This is a genomic window from Pseudomonas sp. (genome assembly GCF_030684895.1).
Taxonomy (GTDB): domain Bacteria; phylum Pseudomonadota; class Gammaproteobacteria; order Pseudomonadales; family Pseudomonadaceae; genus Aquipseudomonas.
Map to the genome: position 1 here is coordinate 1 of NZ_JAUXXP010000062.1, position 19,381 is coordinate 19,381.

General features: G+C 62.0%; 18 protein-coding genes. 11 read left to right on the top strand and 7 right to left on the bottom strand.

The window, feature by feature from the left end; all coding sequences use genetic code 11:
• Positions 1-114: 114 nt before the first annotated feature.
• The 3 genes from Q8M42_RS14665 to Q8M42_RS14675 all read left to right on the top strand — a co-directional run bounded on the left by Q8M42_RS14665 (position 115) and on the right by Q8M42_RS14675 (position 1,725).
• Positions 115-534, top strand: coding sequence for a hypothetical protein (locus tag Q8M42_RS14665; protein ID WP_304871099.1), 420 nt, complete (start codon positions 115-117; stop codon positions 532-534).
• A gap of 167 nt (positions 535-701) precedes the next feature.
• The gene (locus Q8M42_RS14670; RefSeq protein ID WP_304871101.1) at positions 702-1,304 is read left to right on the top strand and encodes a nucleotidyltransferase domain-containing protein; all 603 of its coding nucleotides are present in this window, start codon (positions 702-704) and stop codon (positions 1,302-1,304) included.
• Entirely contained in the window at positions 1,294-1,725 is a 432-nt protein-coding gene (locus Q8M42_RS14675; RefSeq protein WP_304871102.1) for a hypothetical protein, read from the top strand. The genes Q8M42_RS14670 and Q8M42_RS14675 overlap by 11 nt, the downstream gene beginning before the upstream one ends.
• Positions 1,726-1,887: 162 nt before the next feature.
• On the opposite strand, the gene Q8M42_RS14680 is transcribed toward Q8M42_RS14675, so the two are convergent.
• Positions 1,888-3,249, bottom strand: a complete 1,362-nt coding sequence (locus Q8M42_RS14680) for a bifunctional diguanylate cyclase/phosphodiesterase (RefSeq protein ID WP_304871103.1) — start codon at positions 3,247-3,249, stop codon at positions 1,888-1,890.
• A 141-nt stretch (positions 3,250-3,390) separates the two neighbouring features.
• Positions 3,391-4,476 carry a GGDEF domain-containing protein gene (locus Q8M42_RS14685; protein ID WP_304871104.1) on the bottom strand — a complete coding sequence of 362 codons (1,086 nt, stop codon included), beginning with the start codon at positions 4,474-4,476 and terminating at the stop codon, positions 3,391-3,393.
• A 245-nt stretch (positions 4,477-4,721) separates the two neighbouring features.
• On the opposite strand from Q8M42_RS14685, the gene Q8M42_RS14690 reads away from it, so the two are divergent.
• The 3 genes from Q8M42_RS14690 (at position 4,722) to Q8M42_RS14700 (ending at position 9,838) form a co-directional block, all read left to right on the top strand.
• Positions 4,722-6,182 (top strand): sigma-54-dependent Fis family transcriptional regulator, encoded by a 1,461-nt coding sequence (locus Q8M42_RS14690; RefSeq protein ID WP_304871106.1) that lies wholly within the window; start codon positions 4,722-4,724, stop codon positions 6,180-6,182.
• Positions 6,183-6,780: 598 nt separating this feature from the next.
• Positions 6,781-8,166 (top strand): GntP family permease, encoded by a 1,386-nt coding sequence (locus Q8M42_RS14695; RefSeq protein WP_304871108.1) that lies wholly within the window; start codon positions 6,781-6,783, stop codon positions 8,164-8,166.
• Positions 8,167-8,278: 112 nt separating this feature from the next.
• Positions 8,279-9,838, top strand: a complete 1,560-nt coding sequence (locus Q8M42_RS14700; protein ID WP_304871109.1) for an acyl CoA:acetate/3-ketoacid CoA transferase — start codon at positions 8,279-8,281, stop codon at positions 9,836-9,838.
• A 282-nt stretch (positions 9,839-10,120) separates the two neighbouring features.
• Here Q8M42_RS14700 and speB read toward each other — a convergent pair whose 3' ends face one another.
• Both speB and Q8M42_RS14710 read right to left on the bottom strand, forming a co-directional pair.
• Positions 10,121-11,089 carry an agmatinase gene (gene speB / locus Q8M42_RS14705; RefSeq protein ID WP_304871111.1) on the bottom strand — a complete coding sequence of 323 codons (969 nt, stop codon included), beginning with the start codon at positions 11,087-11,089 and terminating at the stop codon, positions 10,121-10,123.
• Positions 11,090-11,099: 10 nt separating this feature from the next.
• Positions 11,100-12,179: an extracellular solute-binding protein gene (locus tag Q8M42_RS14710; RefSeq protein WP_304871113.1), complete on the bottom strand. Its 1,080-nt coding sequence runs from the start codon at positions 12,177-12,179 to the stop codon at positions 11,100-11,102.
• A gap of 114 nt (positions 12,180-12,293) precedes the next feature.
• Here Q8M42_RS14710 and Q8M42_RS14715 point away from each other — a divergent pair, with 114 nt between their 5' ends.
• Positions 12,294-13,193: a LysR family transcriptional regulator gene (locus Q8M42_RS14715; protein ID WP_304871115.1), complete on the top strand. Its 900-nt coding sequence runs from the start codon at positions 12,294-12,296 to the stop codon at positions 13,191-13,193.
• A gap of 43 nt (positions 13,194-13,236) precedes the next feature.
• Here the strand turns inward: Q8M42_RS14715 and Q8M42_RS14720 are convergent, their stop codons facing one another.
• The 3 genes from Q8M42_RS14720 to Q8M42_RS14730 all read right to left on the bottom strand — a co-directional run bounded on the left by Q8M42_RS14720 (position 13,237) and on the right by Q8M42_RS14730 (position 16,184).
• Positions 13,237-13,422 carry a hypothetical protein gene (locus Q8M42_RS14720; protein ID WP_304871117.1) on the bottom strand — a complete coding sequence of 62 codons (186 nt, stop codon included), beginning with the start codon at positions 13,420-13,422 and terminating at the stop codon, positions 13,237-13,239.
• A 222-nt stretch (positions 13,423-13,644) separates the two neighbouring features.
• Positions 13,645-15,570: a M48 family metallopeptidase gene (locus Q8M42_RS14725; RefSeq protein WP_304871118.1), complete on the bottom strand. Its 1,926-nt coding sequence runs from the start codon at positions 15,568-15,570 to the stop codon at positions 13,645-13,647.
• Positions 15,571-15,587: 17 nt separating this feature from the next.
• Positions 15,588-16,184, bottom strand: a complete 597-nt coding sequence (locus Q8M42_RS14730) for a LemA family protein (protein ID WP_160014708.1) — start codon at positions 16,182-16,184, stop codon at positions 15,588-15,590.
• Positions 16,185-16,380: 196 nt separating this feature from the next.
• Here Q8M42_RS14730 and Q8M42_RS14735 point away from each other — a divergent pair, with 196 nt between their 5' ends.
• From Q8M42_RS14735 to Q8M42_RS14750, 4 genes are all read left to right on the top strand, one after another.
• Entirely contained in the window at positions 16,381-16,971 is a 591-nt protein-coding gene (locus tag Q8M42_RS14735) for a TetR/AcrR family transcriptional regulator (protein ID WP_304871120.1), read from the top strand.
• Positions 16,968-17,852 carry an alpha/beta fold hydrolase gene (locus Q8M42_RS14740; RefSeq protein WP_304871122.1) on the top strand — a complete coding sequence of 295 codons (885 nt, stop codon included), beginning with the start codon at positions 16,968-16,970 and terminating at the stop codon, positions 17,850-17,852. Before Q8M42_RS14735 ends, Q8M42_RS14740 begins: the two co-directional genes overlap by 4 nt.
• A 28-nt stretch (positions 17,853-17,880) precedes the next feature.
• Complete coding sequence (locus Q8M42_RS14745) at positions 17,881-18,288, top strand: PaaI family thioesterase (RefSeq protein WP_304871124.1); 408 nt, start codon at positions 17,881-17,883, stop codon at positions 18,286-18,288.
• 434 nt (positions 18,289-18,722) lie between these two features.
• Positions 18,723-19,379: an endonuclease I family protein gene (locus tag Q8M42_RS14750; RefSeq protein ID WP_304871126.1), complete on the top strand. Its 657-nt coding sequence runs from the start codon at positions 18,723-18,725 to the stop codon at positions 19,377-19,379.
• Positions 19,380-19,381 lie beyond the last annotated feature (2 nt).

Here is a 19,381-nt window from a genome sequence, read left to right on the forward strand (position 1 = left end):
AGCTATAGGAAGACCGCGTTCGGTCACCTGTTTGACAGCTTCAATTTTGAATTCTTCGGGATAACGCGGGTTGCTCATGGCACCTCCTAATGGGCCGTATTATGAGGCATGGAGGTGTCTACGAAACTAGGGGCGATTCACGAGGGGGCAAAGGATTTCTTCTGGAAGGCAAATATCCGTGACCTAGAAGCAGATGAAGTCGCCCTGGATATTCACCATATTTTCCCGCGTGACTGGTGCGAAAAGCAGGGCATTGCCTCGCGTCTTTATGACTCGATCATCAACAAGACACCTATCTCCTACAAAGCCAATCGCATGATTGGCGGAACAGCGCCATCCCAGTATCTGGGCAAGCTTCAAGCCCACGAACAGGTTCAGCTGGACGACATAGAAATGAATGCGCTCCTGGCGAGTCATTGCATTCCCGTTGAGGCGCTACGCGCTGATGACTTCGCGGCCTTTTACGAACTCAGGCAGAAAGAGCTGTTACTGCTGATCGAAAAGACCATGGGCAAACAGAGTGCTGCTGAATAAGTCAGCGCACGACCTCACTTCGCTTATTTGAACGAAATTTTTCACGGTTTTCGGCCCCTCTTCAGAGCGTGCCCCGCGCCCTAAATCAGCACTGCGCTACTAACACAGACTCGACAAGTCCCAAAAAGGGACTTATCGTTCCCTTTTTGGGACTTGTCGAGTCAGCCATGTCAGCCATCCCGCTCAGTGACGCTCTATTCTCCGCAACCCAGCAGAAGGTGCTGGGCTTGCTCTATGGCAAACCCGATCAGAGCTTTTATGCCAATGAGATCTCCCGCTGGGCGCAGGTCGGCAAGGGCAGCCTGATGCGCGAGCTAGAGCGCCTACACAACGCGGGCATCCTGACCATGCAGCGCCAGGGCAATCAAACGCACTACCAGGCCAACCCGCAGTGCCCAATCTATGCAGAGCTGCTAGGCATTGTGCGCAAGAGCTTCGGTATTGCGGAACATCTGCGCACGGCTCTTGCGCCGCTGGCTGAAGAGATAACGTGGGCGTTCGTCTACGGCTCTATTGCCAAAGGCAGCGAGCATGCAGGCAGTGACATCGACCTTATGCTGATTGGTGAAAACCTCAGTTACAGCGATTTAATGGAACGCCTGCTCCCTGTGGAGGAGCAGCTTGGCCGCACGATTAACCCGACGCTCTACACTTTGACAGACTGGCAAGCCAAGAAAGCGGCCGGCAACAGCTTTGTGGTACGGGTAGAGCAACAGGACAAAATCGACTTGATTGGCCAAAACCCGGAAGAGGAAAACCATGGACGGTAACGACAATCTGGAAAACCTCGTGCGCAGCGGCGGCCTCAAAGCTGAACCGCCGGACCATAAGGAGTGTGAGGGGCTGCTGACGTCCGCGGTAGATCGCTTGAAGGATGCTCACATCTCCGCCCTGTCCTTCGCCAGCCGCTTTGACCTGGCCTATAACGCGGCTCACGCCATGGCGCTGACGGCTATGCGTCTGCGGGGCTATCGCTCAGACCGCCGCTATTTGGTATTTCAGTGCCTGGTACACACCCTTGGGCTGAGCAAACCCCAGGTACGCCTGTTTGCGCTCTGCCACGAACGCCGCAATCTGGCTGAGTACGAAGGTTATATGGATGAGGATGAAGCTCTGCTGGCCGAGCTGATAGCGGCAACCGATGCACTGCTGCCGCTCGTGCAGCAGGCCATGGCGGCTGGTAAGGGCTAATCCTTTGGGCCGCACAGCCCCCATGGTGGGGATAGGCTTAAAACACCGCCAAATTGGAGACTTTCCCCTCACCCTAACCCTCTCCCCGGAGGGGCGAGGGGATGATCGCGGCCACCCGCTGCTCAAGTGAAACGCATTACGCGGCGTTTCCATTTTCCCCCCTCAACCATTCTGCCTCTCCACAAACGCAGTAAACGCCCCCAGCGGCAGCGGTTTACTAAACAGATAGCCCTGAAACTGCATGCAACCGTTATCGAGCAAAAACTGCTGCTGTGCGTGGGTTTCCACGCCTTCGGCTATCACCGTCATGCCCATGCTTTGCGCCAGGGCGATGACGGTGCGCACGATGGCTTGGCTGTTGCTGTCGGTAAGCAGGTCGCTGACAAAGGAGCGGTCGATTTTCAGGGTGTTGAGGGGCAGGCGTTTGAGGTGGCTGAGGGAGGAGAAGCCGGTGCCGAAGTCGTCCAGGGAGAAGCGCACGCCGCGCTCGACCAGTACGGCCATTTTGCGCATCAGGTCGTCGATGTCGTGGACGATCAGGGTTTCGGTGAGTTCCAGTTCGAGGCGCCGTGCGTCAATACCGTAGGTTTCGATCAGGCCGAGCATGTCGGTGACGAAGCTGGCTTGGCGAAACTGCTTCTGGCTGATGTTTACCGCCAGGCTGATGTCGCGGTACAGCGGGTCGTCCTTCCAGGCGTGCAGTTGGGTAAAAGCCTGCTCCAGCACCCACTGGCCAATCGGGATAATCAGCCCGGTCTTTTCCGCATGGTCAATAAATTCGGCAGGCGGCACCAGCCCGCGTTGCGGGTGTTGCCAGCGGATCAGCACTTCGGCACCGGTGACTGTGCCGCTGCTGTTCAGTTGCGCCTGGTAGTGCAGCACAAACTGTTGCTCACGCAGCGCGGCGTGCAGGTCGCGGTCGAGCATCGAGCGCTCGGCGGCGTCGCTTTGCAGAATATGCAGCAGGGCAAACAGCATCAGCATGGCCGCCACGCTCTGCACCCAGGAGCCGGCCATGCGTACGTCATCCGGCAGGTGGTAGGCGCTGGTTGGGCTCCAGGATGAGGAGGCCAGCACGGTAAACAAGCCGAGGCAAAACAGTGCCACGCCGTAGCGCAGCCACAGGCGCTCATCGCGAAAGGCCATCAACGCCGCCACGGCAATTGGTAGCAGATACAGGTGGGTCGCGCGCGGCGCGGCGGCGGTGTGCGGGTCCATCAACAAAGTGGTGCCGACGATCACCAGGATGATCACGCCGAACAGCAGCAGGTTGGCCAGGCGCACGCGGTTGCGCAGGGTGAGGATAAATACGCCCAGGCCGCAGAGGATCATCAGCAGGTCCATCATCACGATGCCCCACTCGCCGCGCAGGGCGAAGAAGACGCCCCAGAGGCTGCCAACCAGCAGCAATACCAGGCTGGCGAGCATGCGCATGCGCCGTTCGCGGCGCTGCCCGATCAGCGCCAGATCGGGCGAATGCCAGAGTTTGATGACCTGCTTGAGAAAGGCAGAAAGGACGGTCATGAAAAGTCCCTGAGTGACCAATTGCAGCGCCAAGGACGTCGCCCGGGGGCATGCCAACGCAGCGCTTTATCGATAAGCCGAGTTGAGTGTAGACGGCGCAACAGGGGCGTTCTGCGCGATTACGCGCGGCGCTGGCCGGGCTTATTCGTCGCTGTGTTTGTCCTGCGAACTGCCGCGCCCCACCAGGCGATTGCGGCCCAGCTCCTTGCCGCGATACAGGCGCTGATCGGCGCAGCGGTACAGCTGTTCGGCGGTGCTGCCGTCGACGGGCCATTCGGCCAGGCCGAAGGTGGCCGACAGGGCGATCTCCTCATCACCGTAACGCATCGGCTGGCTGCACAGCTGCGCGCGTAGGCTCTCCACCAGCGGTTCGGCGCCCTGGCCATCGGTATTGCGCAGCAGCAGGCCGAACTCTTCACCACCCAGGCGGCCAAGGGTATCGGTGGCGCGCAGGCGCTGGCCAAGGCTGTTGCAGATATGGCGCAGGGCCTGGTCGCCGGCATCGTGGCCGTACTGGTCATTGACCGCCTTGAAATGGTCGACATCCAGCACCACCAGCACCAGCTTGGCCTGGCTGCGCTGCGCCTCGCGGATGCTCTGCTCCAGGCTCTGCTGGAAGCTGCCACGGCTGGCCACACCGGTCAGGGCGTCGGTGCGCGCCATATGCTGTAGTTGCTGATAAGCCGTGGCGCGACGGGCTTCGTAGAGGTAGACGAAGACCAGAATCATCAGCCCGCAGAACACCGCGTTGCCCAGATCGATCAGGCTTTCGGCATCCAGCTGCACCGGGTAGGTGTAGAGGTACAGCAGGCAAGCGCCGATCACGAAGGGCAGCGACAGCAGGCTGCCGCGCTTGCGCCCCAGCAGCAGGTACGACAGCACGGGGATGCTGTAGACCCAGACGAAGGCGGTTTTCGAGGCATTGGGAATAACGATGATGTACAGCAGAAAGCTGAAGGTCGGCAGCAGGTAGAGGTAGATCCAGGGCAGCAGGTTGCGCGCCCTGACAACACGCCAGGCGCCCCACAGCAAGACGCCAGTGGCCAGCAGTTCAAAGCTGGCAAACAGGTAGTTGCCGGCCATAAATTGCAGCACGCAGAACACCCCGAGGGTCAGCCCGGTGGTGGCAAAGATCATGCGGATCAACGAGCGCTGGCCGACATCCTGCAGGTCGTCGACGGCAGCACTGTTGTCATTGCCCGGTTTGGTTCGCGGTCGAAAAAACATGGCCCGGCGCTGCATAGATGGCGGTTTGATGGCTCACTGTGCCTCAACTACCAGGGCCTTGACCAGATAGCGCGGTATGAGCCAGCGATCTCTCGGAGTGCATACGCGTCGCGCGCTATTTGCTGCGCTGGCCCGCGAACCCTCTATAAAACCGTTCTCGGCAGTTCGCATAGCGCCCGCCGGTTGCCCCCTGCGCGCAGGGCCACCCATAATCGGCCGCACCTGATTCTGGATGTACTGCGCCCATGGCCATTGCCCGCGACGACCTCGACCAACACGGTTTGATCATCGGCGTTTCGCCCGAGCGGTTTCGCGCCGTGGCCATGCCGCTGCTGTTCGACCATTTGAACGCGCAATGCGAGGGCACCATCGCGGTCAACCGTCAGGCACGCATCGTCTGGATTAACGACAAGTACGCCGAGAAGGTCGGCATCAGCGACCCGCGCAGCGTGCTCGGCAAGGAAATCGAAGAAGTGCTGCCGGCCAGCCGCCTGCGCGAGGTAGTGGAAAGCGGCCAGCCGAGCATGCTCGACCTAATGGCCTTCGGCAGCGAGCATTTCGTGGTCACCCGTATTCCGTTGCGCGATGAGGACGGCACCCTGGTCGGCGCGCTGGGTTTTGTATTGTTCGACCGCGCCCGCCACCTCAAGCCGCTGATGGCCAAGTTCAACACCCTGCAGAGCCAGCTGGTCGCCACCCAGCACGAGCTGGCCAAGGCGCGCCGGGCGCGTTACACCATCGCCGGGTTTATCGGCGCCAGCAGCGCAGCCAGCGAGGTCAAACGCCAGGCTCGGCGCGCTGCACAGCTGGACGCCACGGTGCTGCTGCGCGGCGAAACCGGCACCGGCAAGGAGCTGCTGGCCCAGGGCATCCACAACCTGTCGCCACGGGCCAACGGGCCGTTTGTCGCGGTCAACGTGGCGGCCATCCCGGAAACCCTGGTCGAGGCCGAGCTGTTCGGCACCGCGCCCGGCGCTTTTACCGGCGCGGATCGCAAGGCGCGCATCGGTAAATTCGAGGTGGCCAACGGCGGCACGCTGTTTCTCGATGAGATCGGCGATCTACCGCTGCCGCTACAGGCCAAGCTGCTGCGCGTGTTGCAGGAGCAGGAAGTCGAGCCGCTGGGCTCCAACCAGGTCAAACCGCTGAATGTGCGCGTGATTGCCGCCACGCATATCGACCTGGAAGCCAAGGTCGCCGCCGGGCAGTTTCGCGATGACCTCTACTACCGCCTCAACGTTCTGGCCCTGCGCGTACCGCCGCTGCGTGAGCGCCGCGAAGATATTCCGGCGCTGCTGGAACACCTGCTCGACGATATTGCCAACCGCTCCGCCCAGGCGCCGCTGGAAGTCAGCGACGACGCCCTCGCCCTGCTCAGCGCACAGCCCTGGCGTGGCAATGTGCGCGAGCTGCGCAACCTGCTGGAGCGCGCCCAACTGGATGTCGACGGGCGCCTGGATGCGCAAACCGTGCGGGCGTTGCTGGTCGATCCGGTGACACCCGCAGCACAGAGCCTTGCGCCACAACCCACCGCCACAGTGGCGCTAACCTTGGCTGAACAGCTGGCACAGGCTGAGCGCCAGGCGCTGATCGAAGCCCTGCACGCCACTGCCGGCAACCGCCAACAGGCTGCGCAACGCCTGGGCATTTCCCGCGCCGGGTTGTATGCCAAATTGGCGCTGCATGGGTTGGGTAAGCACGACTAAGCCAAGCTCACTGCCGCCTAAAGCGAACGCAATTCCCCGTAGGAGCGGCCTTGGCCGCGATGCTTTTAAGCCTGCAAGAGATCGCGGGCAAGCCCGCTCCTACAAAAGCTAGTCCAGCCCCTCCCACGATCCATGCTCGTGTCAGAGTTGTAGCCCGGATGTAATCCGGGGAGCACCGTACAGACGCACATTTCCCGGATTTCATCCGGGCTACGGAATGTACGAACGTAGCGACCTGTAGGAGCGGGCTTGCCCGCGATGCTTTTGAGTCAAAAAGAGATCGCGGGCAAGCCCGCTCCTACGAAAAGCACCAATCCAGACATCTGGAATTACGCGACTCTTTCCATCTAAATATCTGGACTAATTCCAAAAATAAAGACACATCTTCCTCCCCCAGCAACCCCGCCGTCTCCCCTAAAAACCCACGCAATCCATCAACCACAAGCCTTTCACCCACCTAGACCAAAGTCGTAGCCCCGTCTGGCACAGCTTTCGCTCTAGTCTGCTCAACGCTTGATCTCAGTTGCCTGATTTCACGAGCAAGCTCATCAGCGTCGCCACAGAGCGGTGCTTAAAACAACAACAAAAGGAACCAGCCATGGGTACCCTCGGTATTCTGATTTCCCTCGCATTGTTGATGTACCTCGCCTACCGCGGCATCAACGTGCTGATCCTCGCCCCACTGCTGGCGTTGCTGGCCCTGCTGTTTGCCGGCGATATCGGCCTGCTGCTGCCCACCTACACCCAGGTGTTTATGAAGGCCATGGGCGGCTATGTGATTCAGTTCTTCCCGCTGTTTCTGCTCGGTGCGCTGTTCGGCAAGTTGATGGATGACTCGGGCTCGGCCCGCGCCATTGCCCATGGCATCGTGGCCAAGGTCGGCAGCGAGCGGGCGATTCTGGCCATCGTACTGGCGTGCGGCATCCTCACCTACGGCGGCGTGTCGCTGTTTGTGGTGGCCTTTGCCGTGTACCCGATTGGCGCGGCACTGTTCCGCGAGGCGGGCATCCCAAAACGGCTGATCCCCGGCGCCATCGCCCTCGGCTCGTTCACCTTCACCATGACCGCCCTGCCCGGCACCCCGGCGATTCAGAACGCCATTCCCAACCCGTTTTTCGGCACCGACGCCTTTGCCGCGCCGGGCCTGGGTGTGATTGCCGGGTTGATCATGTTCGGCCTCGGTACCTGGTGGCTTACCGCGCAGTCGCGCAAGCTGATGGCTGCCGGTGAAGGCTACGGCGAGCACCGCGACGACCCGGTGGTCGAGGACCAGCGCACGATCCCCGGCTTCTGGCTGGCACTGCTGCCGATCTTTGTGGTGATCGGCCTGAACTTCCTGATGGCCAAGCAGATTTTGCCGAGCATCGACACCAGCTACCTGGCCAAGCCGGAATTCGGCGGCCTGCAAGACGCCAAGTCACTGATCGGTATCTGGGCCATCATCGTCGCCCTCAGCGCGGCCATCCTGCTGTTGATCGCCATGCACTGGCAGCGCTGGATGGATCTGAAGAAGAGCGTCAACGACGGCGCCTTCGGCTCCATGCTGCCGATCCTCAACACCGCTGCCGAAGTGGGTTACGGCACGGTGATCGCCTCCCTGGCCGGCTTTGTGATCATTCGCGACCTGGTGCTCGGCGTCTCCGATAACCCGCTGATCTCCGAAGCGGTGGCGGTGAATATCCTCGCCGGCATCACCGGTTCGGCGTCTGGCGGTATGTCGATTGCGCTGAAAACCCTCGGCGAGCAGTACCTGACCATGGCCAACGCCGCCGGCATCAGCCCCGAGCTGCTGCACCGCGTCGCCGCGATGGCCTCCGGCTGCATGGACACCCTGCCGCACAACGGCGCGGTGATCTCGCTGCTGGCGATCTGCAAGCTGACCCACCGCGAGTCGTACAAATTTATCTTCGTCAACACCGTGGGCTTCCCGATGGTGGCGCTGGTGGTGGTGATTACGCTCGGCACCATGTTCGGTAGTTTCTAAGTCACGACAAATGTAGGAGCGGGCCATGCCCGCGATAGATTTCGCGGGCATGGGACTAGGCGTCCCCCCCGCTCCTACGGTCGAGATCCCCTTTCGCTTTCGAGTACCCGCAATGAGCAAGATCATGACCGCCGCCGCTGCTGTGGCACGCATCCCGGACAACGCCAACCTGGCTACTGGCGGCTTTGTCGGCATCGGTTTCGCCGAAGAAATCGCCATTGCTCTGGAGCAGCGCTTTCTCGCTGAACAGGCACCGCGCGACCTGACCCTGGTGTATGCCGCCGGCCAAGGCGATGGCAAAGGTCGCGGCCTTAACCACCTGGCCCATGAGGGCCTGGTACGGCGGGTGATCGGCGGCCATTGGGGCCTGGTGCCGGGGCTGCAGAAGCTGGCGGTGGATAACCGCATCGAGGCCTACAACCTGCCGCAGGGGGTGATCTCCCAGCTGTTTCGCGATATCGCCGCCGGCAAGCCGGGGCAGCTGTCGCGGGTCGGCCTGGGCACCTATGTCGACCCACGCCACGGCGGCGGCAAGCTCAATGCGTGTACCACCACCGAGCTGGTGCGGCTGATGCCGATCGACGGCGAGGATTACCTGTTCTACCCGACCTTCCCGATCCACGTGGCGGTGGTGCGCGCCACCAGCAGCGATCCGGACGGCAACCTAAGCTTCGAGCGCGAGGCGCTGACCATCGAAAGCCTGGCCATTGCCATGGCCGCGCACAACTCGGGCGGGCTGGTGATCGCTCAGGTCGAGCGCATCGTCGAGCGCGGCTCGCTGAATGCCCGCGAGGTGAAGATCCCTGGGATTCTGGTGGACTGCGTGGTGCTGGCCGAGCCGGCCAATCACCAGCAGACCTTCGCCACCGCCTACAACCCGGCCTTCGCCGGCGAAACCCGGGTGCCGGTGGACAGCCTGAAAGCCATGCCGCTGGATGTGCGCAAACTGATCGCCCGCCGCGCGGCGCTTGAGTTGCGAGCCGGCGCGGTGGTCAACCTCGGTATCGGCATGCCGGAAGGCGTGGCCGGAGTTGCGGCCGAGGAAGGGGTGATCGAGCGCCTGACCCTGACCGCCGAACCCGGCGTGATCGGCGGCATACCTGCCTCGGGGTTGGATTTTGGCGCGGCGAGCAACCACAGCGCACTGCTCGATCAACCATATCAGTTCGATTTCTACGACGGCGGCGGCCTGGACATCGCCTTCCTCGGCCTGGCTCAGGCCGATGCGGCGGGCAACCTCAACGTGTCCAAATTCGGCTCACGCCTGGCCGGGGCCGGCGGTTTTATCAATATCAGCCAGAACGCCAAGCAGGTGGTGTTCCTCGGCACCTTCAGCGCCGGGCCGCAGTACATCCGCATCGAGAACGGCCTGCTGCGCATCATCAAGGACGGCGAGCTGCGCAAGTTTGTCGCCGAGGTGGAGCACCGCACCTTCGCCGGCCATCAGGCCGCCGAGCGTGGTCAGCCGGTGCTGTATGTCACTGAGCGCTGCGTACTGCGCCTGACCCTGGACGGCCTGGAGCTGATCGAAGTAGCGCCAGGTGTGGATATCCAGCGCGACATCCTCGACCGCATGGACTTCACGCCCATCGTGCGTGCGCCGCAACTGATGGATGCGCGGCTGTTTCTGCCGGCAGCCATGGGCCTGAGCGAGCAGCTGAATGCCGAGTAAAACTTGAGTGTGAATTTACGGGCCTGCTGGGCCCGTTTTTTATGGCGATCCCTGAATTGGCTTTGGCCGACATGCTCAGTGCTTGTAAGAGCGGGGGGGACGCCTAGTCCTTGCCCGCGAATCGACGTGAATAAACAAAATCGCGGCCAAGGCCGCTCCTACAGGTTTCGCAGGGCCCGTCAGAATCGTAGGGTGGACCACGCTTCACCGGTCCACCATGGGCAGCCGCGCTGACGCCAATGGTGGAAATAAACAGCGATTTCCACCCTACGTATTTCCCTCTCAATGCTCGCCCAATTTGTGCCGCGCCGCATACAAACACACCAGCTCCATCGCCACCGTAGCGCCGGCCAGGGCGGTGAGTTCGGCGTGGTCATAGGGTGGCGAAACTTCCACCACGTCCATGCCGACCAGATTGATGCCGCGCAGGGCACGCAGAATCTCCAGCGCCTGATGCGTACTCAGGCCGCCGCACACCGGCGTGCCGGTGCCGGGGGCGAAGGCCGGGTCGAGGCAGTCGATGTCGAAGGTCAGGTACACCGGGTTATCGCCGACCCGCGCGCGGATTTGCGCGGCGATCTGCTCCGGGGTGCTGCGGTGCACCTGGCGCGCATCCAGCACCTGAAAGCCCATCACGTCGTCATTGGTGGTGCGCAGGCCGATCTGCACCGAGCGCGATGGATCAACCAGGCCCTCGCGCGCGGCGTGGAAGAACATGGTGCCGTGGTTAACGCCCTGCTCGCTGTCATCGGCATCCGGCCAGGTGTCGCTGTGCGCATCAAAATGCACCAGCGACAGCGCGCCGTACTTACGCGCATGGGCCTTGAGCAGCGGGTAGCTAATGAAGTGGTCGCCGCCCAGGGTGAGCATGGCACATCCGGCCTGGACGATATGCTCGGCATGCGCCTCGATGGCCGCCGGAATCTTGTGCGGCAGGGCGTGATCAAAATTGCAGTCGCCGTAATCGATCACCGCCAGGTGGTCGAAGGGGTCGAACTCCCAGGGGTAATGCCGCTCCCAGGCGCTGGTGATCGAGGCCGCACGAATCGCCCGAGGGCCGAAGCGGGTGCCGGGGCGGTTGGTGGTGGCGGTGTCGAAGGGCACGCCGCTGACCACCAGATCCACGCCACTGAGGTCGCGCGAATAGCGCCGGCGCATAAAGCTGGTGACGCCGGCGTAGGTCGGCTCGGAGACAGTGCCGTAGAGGCTGTCGCGGGTAAATGCCTGGTCGTTGCCGTTAAATGCTTCCATTGCCTTGTCCTCAATACTGACTGCGGAAAGTGGTCCAGATACGTGTGCGCTCACGCTGTTGACGCAGCGGCATCAAATGCTCGGCAAACAGCCGCGCACGCACCGTTTCACCGGGGTAGATATCGGCATCGCCGCTGATCGCCGGGTCGACCAGGGCGGTGGCAGCCTGGTTGGCGTTGGCGAAGAACACGCTGTTAGTCAGCTCGGCTATGGCCTCGGGGCGCAGCATGTAATCGATAAAGGCGTGGGCCGCTTTGGGGTGCGGCGCGTCGGCGGGAATCGCCATGGTGTCGAACCACAGCAGGGTGCCTTCACGCGGGATGCGGTACTGCACCTCGAATGGCTGCTTGGCATCAGCGGCGTTGGCCGCCGCCATGTAGGCGTCGCCGTTGTAGGTCAGCGCCAGGCAGATTTCACCTTTGGCCAGGTCATTGATATGTCGCCCGGTGCCGACGTAACGCAGGTTCGGTTGCAACTGGCTGAGCAGCTGCGCCACCGCATCGAGGTCGGCGCGTTCGCTGCTATAGGGGTCTTTGCCCAGGTAGTTGAGGACGATGCTGATCACTTCCTGCGGCGAGTCGATCACCGCGATGCCGCAATCTTTCAGCTTGCTGGCGTACTCGGGCTTGAACAGCAGATCCAGGCTGTTTAGCGGTACGCCGGGCAGGCGTTGCTCGAGCGCCTGCAGGTTGAAACCCACGCCGACCGTGCCCCAGGTGTACGGCAGGCCGTACTGATTGCCGGGGTCGGCGCTGGCAAGTTTGCCCAGCAGCTCGGCGTCGAGGTTATCCAGATTTTGCAGCTGGGTGCGATCCAGCGGCTGCACGGCCTTGGCCTGTATCGCCCGCGCCAGGCCGCTGGAAGCCGGGAAGACGACGTCATAACCGCTGCCGCCGGTGAGCAGTTTGCTGTCCAGGGCTTCGGCGCTGTCGAAAATGTCGTATTTGACGGTGATCCCGGTTTCATCCTTGAAGCGCTGCAAGGCCTGCTCCGGCAGGTAGGCAGACCAGCTGTATAGGTTGAGGGCCTTCTCCTCGGCCTGGGCGGCAAAGGCGCAACACAGCAGAAGCGGAACAAGGGTCTGATGCATGGGGAGTGGCCTCGGTGACGTGATGAGCTGAACGCATCCTGCCTGCGAGTTTGCTTAGCTTAAATATGAAGTGTTCTACTCTGGCATCGACAATTACCAATGTTAGGACTCGCCATGCTGAGCCAGTTGCGTGACCTTGATCTGCAGCTGCTGCGCCTGTTTGTCACCGTGGTGGAGTGCGGTGGCTTTAGCGCCGCTCAGGGCGAACTGGGGATTGGCCAGTCGACCATCAGCACGCAGATGGCCAAGCTGGAAACGCGTCTGGGTTTTCGTCTGTGCGAGCGCGGCAAGGGCGGTTTCCGCCTAACGCCCAAGGGCGAGCAAGTGCTGAGCGCCACGCGCAAACTGTTCAGCGCCATCGATACCTTCAAGGGCGAAGCCCAGGGCATGGCTGACAAACTGCTGGGCGAGCTGCGTATTGGCCTTTCCGAGGGTTTGGCGGCCAATGTGCTGGAGCAGGTGGCCAATGCTATTGGTCGCTTTCGCGGGCGCAATCAGGCGGTGCAGATTGAACTACTGACCGCCATGCCTGCCGAGCTGGAACGCCGTCTGCTGCAGGGCCAGCTGCACCTGGCCATCGGCTACTTCTCCGGCAACCAGGCCGCGCTGGATTATCAGCCGCTGTTTCGCGAGCGCCAGGTGCTGTTTTGCGCAAAGGGCCATCCACTGTTCACGTGCGCGCAGATCAGCCTCGCTGACTTGCAGCAGGCCGACCGGGTGCATCATCCCTACCGCTTTGTGCAGGCCCGCGAGCCCTTCCAGAGCGCCGCCAGTTCCGCGCAGACCGAGCAGGTGGACGGCACCCTGGCATTTATCCTCTCAGGCCGGCATATCGGTTATTTGCCCGAACATATTGCCGCGCCCTGGCTAGCCAGCGGCTGTTTACGCGCCCTGCAGGCCGATGCATTGAGTTTTGAGGTGCCGTTTCACTTGGCCAGCCATCGTGGCCAGCACCCCAGTGATGCGCAGCGGGCGTTTAGCGAGGATTTGCTGCAAGCCTTTGCGACACACTGAGAGGGCGGCTGGCGGCCACTATGCCGCCAGACGCGGGTGGCGTTTAGCGCAACGATGACTCAGGTGGACGCTGCAAGCGTGCAGTCAGTTGGTCGATGGCGGCGATGGTGTGGATGATGTCCGCGTGGATGGTAGCGCCACGCAGATCAGTCTCACGCGCATCGGGCTCCGCTTCGAGCTGTAGCTGCGGATCAAACAACCCAGCGGTGACGGGCTGCAACAGGTTCATGGCTCTCTCCTTGCCGTACAAAACGGCGTGACGGGGTCAGGAGGCAGTGCAATGAAAGGGGCGAACGCCCTAAAGGTGGTTGTTATTGGCCGGCGATACAGTGACCGCGCATTCCATTGCGCAGGATCAGGATTGCCCAGTTTGATGACCAGGGCATGACAGTGCGACGCCGTTTTACAGTCTACCGCCCGCGCCGCAGGGTCAAGCCGCACCGCCGGACGGTCAGCCGCGTGCAGCGAGCAAGGGTGGCATCGGGCAATCGAGAATATCCGCCACGGCGCGCATCAGCTCGGCCTCGGCGGCGTTGATCTGGCCGTCATGCGCGATGCAACGCGCCATGGCCTTGAGCAGCTGCGGCTTCTGCAACGGCCAGAGCAGGCTGAGGCGGCGCAGCGCAGGCTCCAGCGCCGCTAAGCCACTGGCACTGGCCGGCAGCAGTTGCTCGAGCGGGAACGCCAGCTCGCTGCCGGCATGCTGGAAAGCGAGCTGCGCAGCAGGCTCATCCACCCCGCCGGCGCGGGCCAGCAGCGACAGCACCACGCGGGTTTCAGCAGCCAGTTCCTGCAGCTGGTAGCGGCTGGTCTGCGCACGCGCGCCTTCGACATTGCGCTCGACAATCCGCAGCAGCGTCCATTCCAGCAGCGCGACCCGGCCGTCGGCACGAATCAGCAGAGCCAGATTGGCCTTGAGCGCGGCGAACTGATCGGCCGCCAACTGTTTGAGGGCCGGCATGGCCAGATCCAGCAACGACAAACGCATACCCGGCGCCAGCTGACGCAGCGGCTCACGCAACTGCTCAAGCTGCGTGGCAACCTCGGCGGCGATACGCGGCTGCAACAGCTGTAATTGCTGCACAGCTTGCGTCTCGACAGGGTCAAGCAGCAGACCGTAAAGCAATGCCTGGGCGCCACTGCAGCTGTGCGCCGCCTCACTCAGGGCCAGATCCAGCTGCGCCAGGGTGCTACGCGCGGCCAGCAGATGCGCGGCTTGTGGGTCGCCAATGGCGCCAATCGCCTCACTCGCCGCGGCGGCGCTCAGGCCGGGAACAAAGGCGCTCAGGTCATACAGATTCACGGTCGAATCGCTGGCTGCCGCCACCGGCGTTGCCGCGCTGAGTTCCGCCACATGCGGGTAGCGGCCGTCCCAACCTGGCGTGATGCGGCGGATGCGCTGATCCAAAGGCGGATGGGTCGCCAGCATGCCGTCCAGCGCCTGACTGATGCCGGCGGCAAAGTACATATGGCTAAACTCGGCGGCATGCCCGGCCTGCAACTGCGAGCCATACAGATTGCCGCCGATTTTCTTCAAGGCCCCGGCGATGCTGTCCGGGTTGCGGGTGTACTGCACCGCTGAGGCATCGGCAAGAAACTCGCGCTGACGGCTTACGGCGGCCTTGATCAGGTTGCCGAAAAAAGTCCCGGCATAGCCCAACACCCACAGCGTGACGCCAATGGCAAGCACGATCGCCACCGAATTGTTCCGGCTGGAGCGACCACTGCGCCCGCTGCTGCGCAGCAGAAACCCGCCAATCAGGCCCAGCAGCAGAATGCCGTGCAGCACCGACACCAGGCGCGTATTGAGGCGCATATCGCCGTGGAAGATATGGCTGAATTCATGGGCGATCACGCCCTGCAATTCATCGCGACTGAGCTGGCAGATCGCCCCACGGGTTATCCCGATCACCGCATCCTGCGGCGTCAGGCCGGCGGCAAAGGCGTTGATCCCGGCATCATCAAGCACATACACCGGCGGCACCGAGGTGCCCGAGGCCAGGGCCATTTCCTCCACTACATTAAGCAGCCGACGCTCCTCGAGGCTCTGTGGTGACAGGTTGATCAAGCGCCCACCCAGGCGCTCGGCAATCGCCTGGCCGCCACGGCTCAGCTGCAGCTGCTTGTACAGACTGCCCAGCAGCACCACGCCGATCACTGCCAGCGCCACGCAGCCCACCAGTGGCCAACTGGGCAATACGCTGTTCGGCGTACCACTGGCCAACCACAGTGAGCTGTGAGTCTGACCAAACAGCTGCCAGACCAGCCCCAGCACCAGACTGGTCAGGGTGATCAGGCTAAGCACCGCCAGCGCCATCAGAATCAGCAGACGCCCGCTGTTACGCCGGGCGCGATCCTGTTGCTCGAAGAAATTCATCGTGCCGAGCCCTTAACTTAGAACGATACCTTCGGCGCTTCCTGAATCGCCGCGCTGTCGGCGAACTCCAGCAGGCTGGCGTCCTGAGCGTGGCCAAAACTGGCAGCCAGCAATACCGGCGGGAACGCCTGTTTGTAGGTGTTGTAGGCCATCACCGCATCGTTGAACGCCTGACGGGCGAAGGCCACCTTGTTCTCGGTGCTGCTCAACTCCTCACTGAGCTGCTGCATATTCGCCGAGGCCTTGAGGTCTGGGTAAGCCTCCAGCGTCACGTTCAGGCGGCCCAGGGCACTGTTCAGCAGCCCTTCCGCGCCGCCCAACTGCGCCATGCTCTGGGCATTGCCCGGCTGCGCCGCAGCGGCCTTGAGCCCAGTCACCGCGTTATTGCGCGCAGCAATCACCGCCTCAAGGGTTTCCCGCTCATGGGCCATATAGCCCTTGGCGGTTTCCACCAGATTGGGGATCAGGTCATAACGGCGCTTGAGCTGCACCTCGATCTGCGCAAAGGCGTTCTGAAAGCGGTTACGCAAGGTCACCAGCTGGTTGTAGATGCCAATCACGTAAAAGATCAGCGCGGCGACAACCGCCAGGAAAATCAGCGTGGAGATGGACATGAGGGAAATCCTTATCGCATGCGGGAGAGAAGCAGATGGTAGCGGAAAAGCGCTAAAGGAAATGCTCACCGGCGCACTCTGGCGGCACGCCTGAAGGTGCGTCGACTGCAAAGCCAACTTATGCCGCGCCATATCGGCTGGCTATGACGAAGAAAACCCTTGTAAAAATAGACCGACCGGTCTATATATTTAGCCCATGAAAAAGACCTCAACCCGCGACAAACTGATTCACGCCATGGCCGATGCCCTGCAACGCAAGGGGCTGCATGGTGTTGGCCTGAGCGAGCTGCTGGAAATTGCTGGCGCGCCCAAAGGCAGCCTCTATCACCACTTCCCTGGCGGTAAAAGCGAGCTGGCGGTGGCGGCTATCGAGCATATCAGCCGGCATATCGACGGCCTGTTCACCCAGCTCTTTACCCAGCAGCCGGACCCGCTCAAGGCGCTGCACAACTGGTTGCAAGGTGCACTACAGCAGCTGGAGAACAGCCAGTTCGAACGCGGTTGCCCGCTGGCCACCATCGCCCTGGAAAGCGGCCCGGAAGATCTAGAGATTCGCGCCGCTCTGCAGCGCAGTTTTACCGCCGTGCGCCAGGCGCTGAGCGTGCAACTGCATGCCTACGGCTACCCCAGCGAGCAGGCGGATAACCTCGCCGCGCTGTTTGTCGCGCTGTATGAAGGCGGGCTGCTGCAAGCCCGCGTGGCCGGCAGCAGCGAGCCGCTCAAACGTGCCGCCACTGCCCTGTTCAACCTGACCCGCGAACAGTTTCCGGGAGGAGTCCGCCCATGAGCCTCAATACCCCAGCCATCCTTAGCGAAAGCGTGCAGTTGCCGGCACTCGACGGTTATCCGCTCACCGCCATCCTGTATCACGCCCCGGAGCCGGTCGCGCAGCTGGTGATTGCCGGCGCCACCGGCGTGCCCCAGGGTTTCTACCGACGCTTTGCCGAGTATGCCGCGCAGCGCGGTTACAGCACCCTGACTCTGGACTACCGCGGCATCGGTCAATCGAAACCGGCCAGCCTACGTGGCTTTGCCATGGATTATCTGGACTGGGCGCACCTCGACTTGGCGGCCGCCGTCGACCAGCACCGTCACCCGCAACGACCGCTGTATATGGTCGGCCACTCCTTTGGCGGGCATGCCTTCGGCCTGCTGCCGAACCATGATCAGGTCCAGGGTTTCTACACCTTCGGCACCGGGGCCGGCTGGCATGGCTGGATGCCCAAGGCCGAGCAACTGCGCGTGCTGACCATGTGGCGGCTGATCGGCCCACTGCTGACCCGTTTTAAGGGTTACCTGGCCTGGAGCAAGCTGGGCATGGGCGAGGATTTGCCGCTGGGCGTATACAAACAGTGGAAACGTTGGTGCGGCTACCCGCGCTACTTCTTTGAAGACCCGCAGATGGCAGATCTCGCCGAGCGCTTCGCCCAGGTCAGCACGCCGATTATTGCCGCCAACGCGCTGGACGACCTGTGGGCACCGCCTGCCTCGCGCGATGCCTTTATGGCCGCCTACAGCGCAGCGCCCTATCAAGCACGCACCATCGACTCAGCTGCCGGCATCGGTGCCATCGGCCATATGGGCTACTTCCGCCCGGCCGCGCAGTCGTTGTGGGATGAAACGCTGAACTGGTTTGCCGAATTACAGGCGCAGCGCCAGGCCGCCTGAATAGCCCCAAGCAAAGGAGGTTTCGCTGATGAGCATGATCGCGCCGGGGTTTACCCCGCTATTTAGAAGCAGCCCCTTTCTTGATCTGCTCGGGCCGATCTACAACCAGCGCAGCGACACGGGCCTGGTGATTGGCCTGAGAGCCGAGGAGAAACACTGCAATGCGCGCGGTCTGGTGCATGGCGGCGTACTCAGCAGCCTGGCCGATGTGGCCTTGGGCTACAACAGCGCTTTCGCTCAGGAACCGCCCACACCCATAGTCACCAGCAGTCTGACCATCGACTACGCCGGCACCGCCAAACTCGGCGACTGGATAACCATCGAAAGCGATGTGCAGAAGGTCGGCAAAAGCCTGGCGTTTGCCAATTGCTACTTTGTGGTTGAGTCAGTACGGATTGCCCGCGCCAGCGCGGTATTTAGCGTGATCACGCGCTAGCTTCGGTAGGTCGAGAAGGGTAGCAGCCATGGATGGCAAGCCACAAAAACGTCGGGAGCGTTTTTGCGCGCAAGCCCCGGAGGGGTGAAGCGCATGGATGCGCTGAGCACAAAAAAGAAAACCCCGCATTGCGGGGTCTTTGCAGACTGTTTGCTGACATCCTTGATCTGCTTGCCGTCCTGGCAGCTGTCCCACGTATCCCTGTTGCTAAAGTGCGCTTCCTGCGCGACGTCCATGGGCAGCAGACTAGTCGCCAACTGGTACCCGGCATAGTGGCGATCTGCAGCACGCCGTGTAAGCCATAGCCTACAAAGCGCCTTGACGAGTAAAACCGAGCAAACGCTCGGCTTTATTTTGTGACGCAGGTCTTGTTAGACTCGATCTTGTCTTACAAAAACAACAGACCCCGTCAACGGCGGTCATTGGGGCCACACATGCGCTCATTGCTTCTTGCCATCGGCTGCCTGGCAGCCAGCATCAGCCTACCCACCCTGGCCAACGGGCAAAATCAGCTTTCCGATCCCAAAGCCGCCGTGCAACTGTTCTGGAGCCAGCTTTACGGCCAGGGCGGCAGCACGCTGTACTGCGGCAAAGAATTCACCGAAGAAAGCGGCCAACTCAAGGCCAGCGCGATCTACAGCAGCAAGCAGCTGAAAAGCGCGCTGCGCTGCGTCACCGACCGCCAGTGCGGAATCATGAACCCGCGCTACGTCTATATGGCCTCCGACCTGCACAACCTCTACCCGGCGCTAACCCGCGTTGAACTGGTGCGGCGCAACGCGCAGTTCGGCGATCTGGATGACAGCGTGCCAAGCAAGTTCGCCGATATCGGCTGCGACATGAAAACCAGCTTCCAGCTGGTCGAGCCACGCGACGAGGCCAAGGGCAATGTGGCCCGGGCGATTTTCTACATGCATGTTGAATACAACCTGCCCATCGTCGGCCAGGTGCAGATGTACAAGAAGTGGCACCAGATGGACCCACCGGATGCAGAGGAAAAGGCGCGCAACGACAAGATTGCCAGCCTGCAAGGCACGCGCAACCGCTTTATCGACAACCCGGAACTGGTCGAACAGCAGATCAATAACTGATG

Excerpts from the sequence above, each read along its gene's own strand:
- Q8M42_RS14675 (WP_304871102.1), top strand. The coding sequence starts at position 1,294 with ATGGACGGTAACGACAATCTGGAAAACCTCGTGCGCAGCGGCGGCCTC.
- speB (WP_304871111.1), bottom strand. The coding sequence starts at position 11,089 with ATGGAAGCATTTAACGGCAACGACCAGGCATTTACCCGCGACAGCCTC.
- Q8M42_RS14695 (WP_304871108.1), top strand. The coding sequence starts at position 6,781 with ATGGGTACCCTCGGTATTCTGATTTCCCTCGCATTGTTGATGTACCTC.
- Q8M42_RS14715 (WP_304871115.1), top strand. The coding sequence starts at position 12,294 with ATGCTGAGCCAGTTGCGTGACCTTGATCTGCAGCTGCTGCGCCTGTTT.
- Q8M42_RS14745 (WP_304871124.1), top strand. The coding sequence starts at position 17,881 with ATGAGCATGATCGCGCCGGGGTTTACCCCGCTATTTAGAAGCAGCCCC.
- Q8M42_RS14710 (WP_304871113.1), bottom strand. The coding sequence starts at position 12,179 with ATGCATCAGACCCTTGTTCCGCTTCTGCTGTGTTGCGCCTTTGCCGCC.
- Q8M42_RS14740 (WP_304871122.1), top strand. The coding sequence starts at position 16,968 with ATGAGCCTCAATACCCCAGCCATCCTTAGCGAAAGCGTGCAGTTGCCG.
- Q8M42_RS14725 (WP_304871118.1), bottom strand. The coding sequence starts at position 15,570 with ATGAATTTCTTCGAGCAACAGGATCGCGCCCGGCGTAACAGCGGGCGT.
- Q8M42_RS14685 (WP_304871104.1), bottom strand. The coding sequence starts at position 4,476 with ATGTTTTTTCGACCGCGAACCAAACCGGGCAATGACAACAGTGCTGCC.
- Q8M42_RS14720 (WP_304871117.1), bottom strand. The coding sequence starts at position 13,422 with ATGAACCTGTTGCAGCCCGTCACCGCTGGGTTGTTTGATCCGCAGCTA.
- Q8M42_RS14730 (WP_160014708.1), bottom strand. The coding sequence starts at position 16,184 with ATGTCCATCTCCACGCTGATTTTCCTGGCGGTTGTCGCCGCGCTGATC.
- Q8M42_RS14670 (WP_304871101.1), top strand. The coding sequence starts at position 702 with ATGTCAGCCATCCCGCTCAGTGACGCTCTATTCTCCGCAACCCAGCAG.
- Q8M42_RS14750 (WP_304871126.1), top strand. The coding sequence starts at position 18,723 with ATGCGCTCATTGCTTCTTGCCATCGGCTGCCTGGCAGCCAGCATCAGC.
- Q8M42_RS14700 (WP_304871109.1), top strand. The coding sequence starts at position 8,279 with ATGAGCAAGATCATGACCGCCGCCGCTGCTGTGGCACGCATCCCGGAC.
- Q8M42_RS14690 (WP_304871106.1), top strand. The coding sequence starts at position 4,722 with ATGGCCATTGCCCGCGACGACCTCGACCAACACGGTTTGATCATCGGC.
- Q8M42_RS14680 (WP_304871103.1), bottom strand. The coding sequence starts at position 3,249 with ATGACCGTCCTTTCTGCCTTTCTCAAGCAGGTCATCAAACTCTGGCAT.
- Q8M42_RS14735 (WP_304871120.1), top strand. The coding sequence starts at position 16,381 with ATGAAAAAGACCTCAACCCGCGACAAACTGATTCACGCCATGGCCGAT.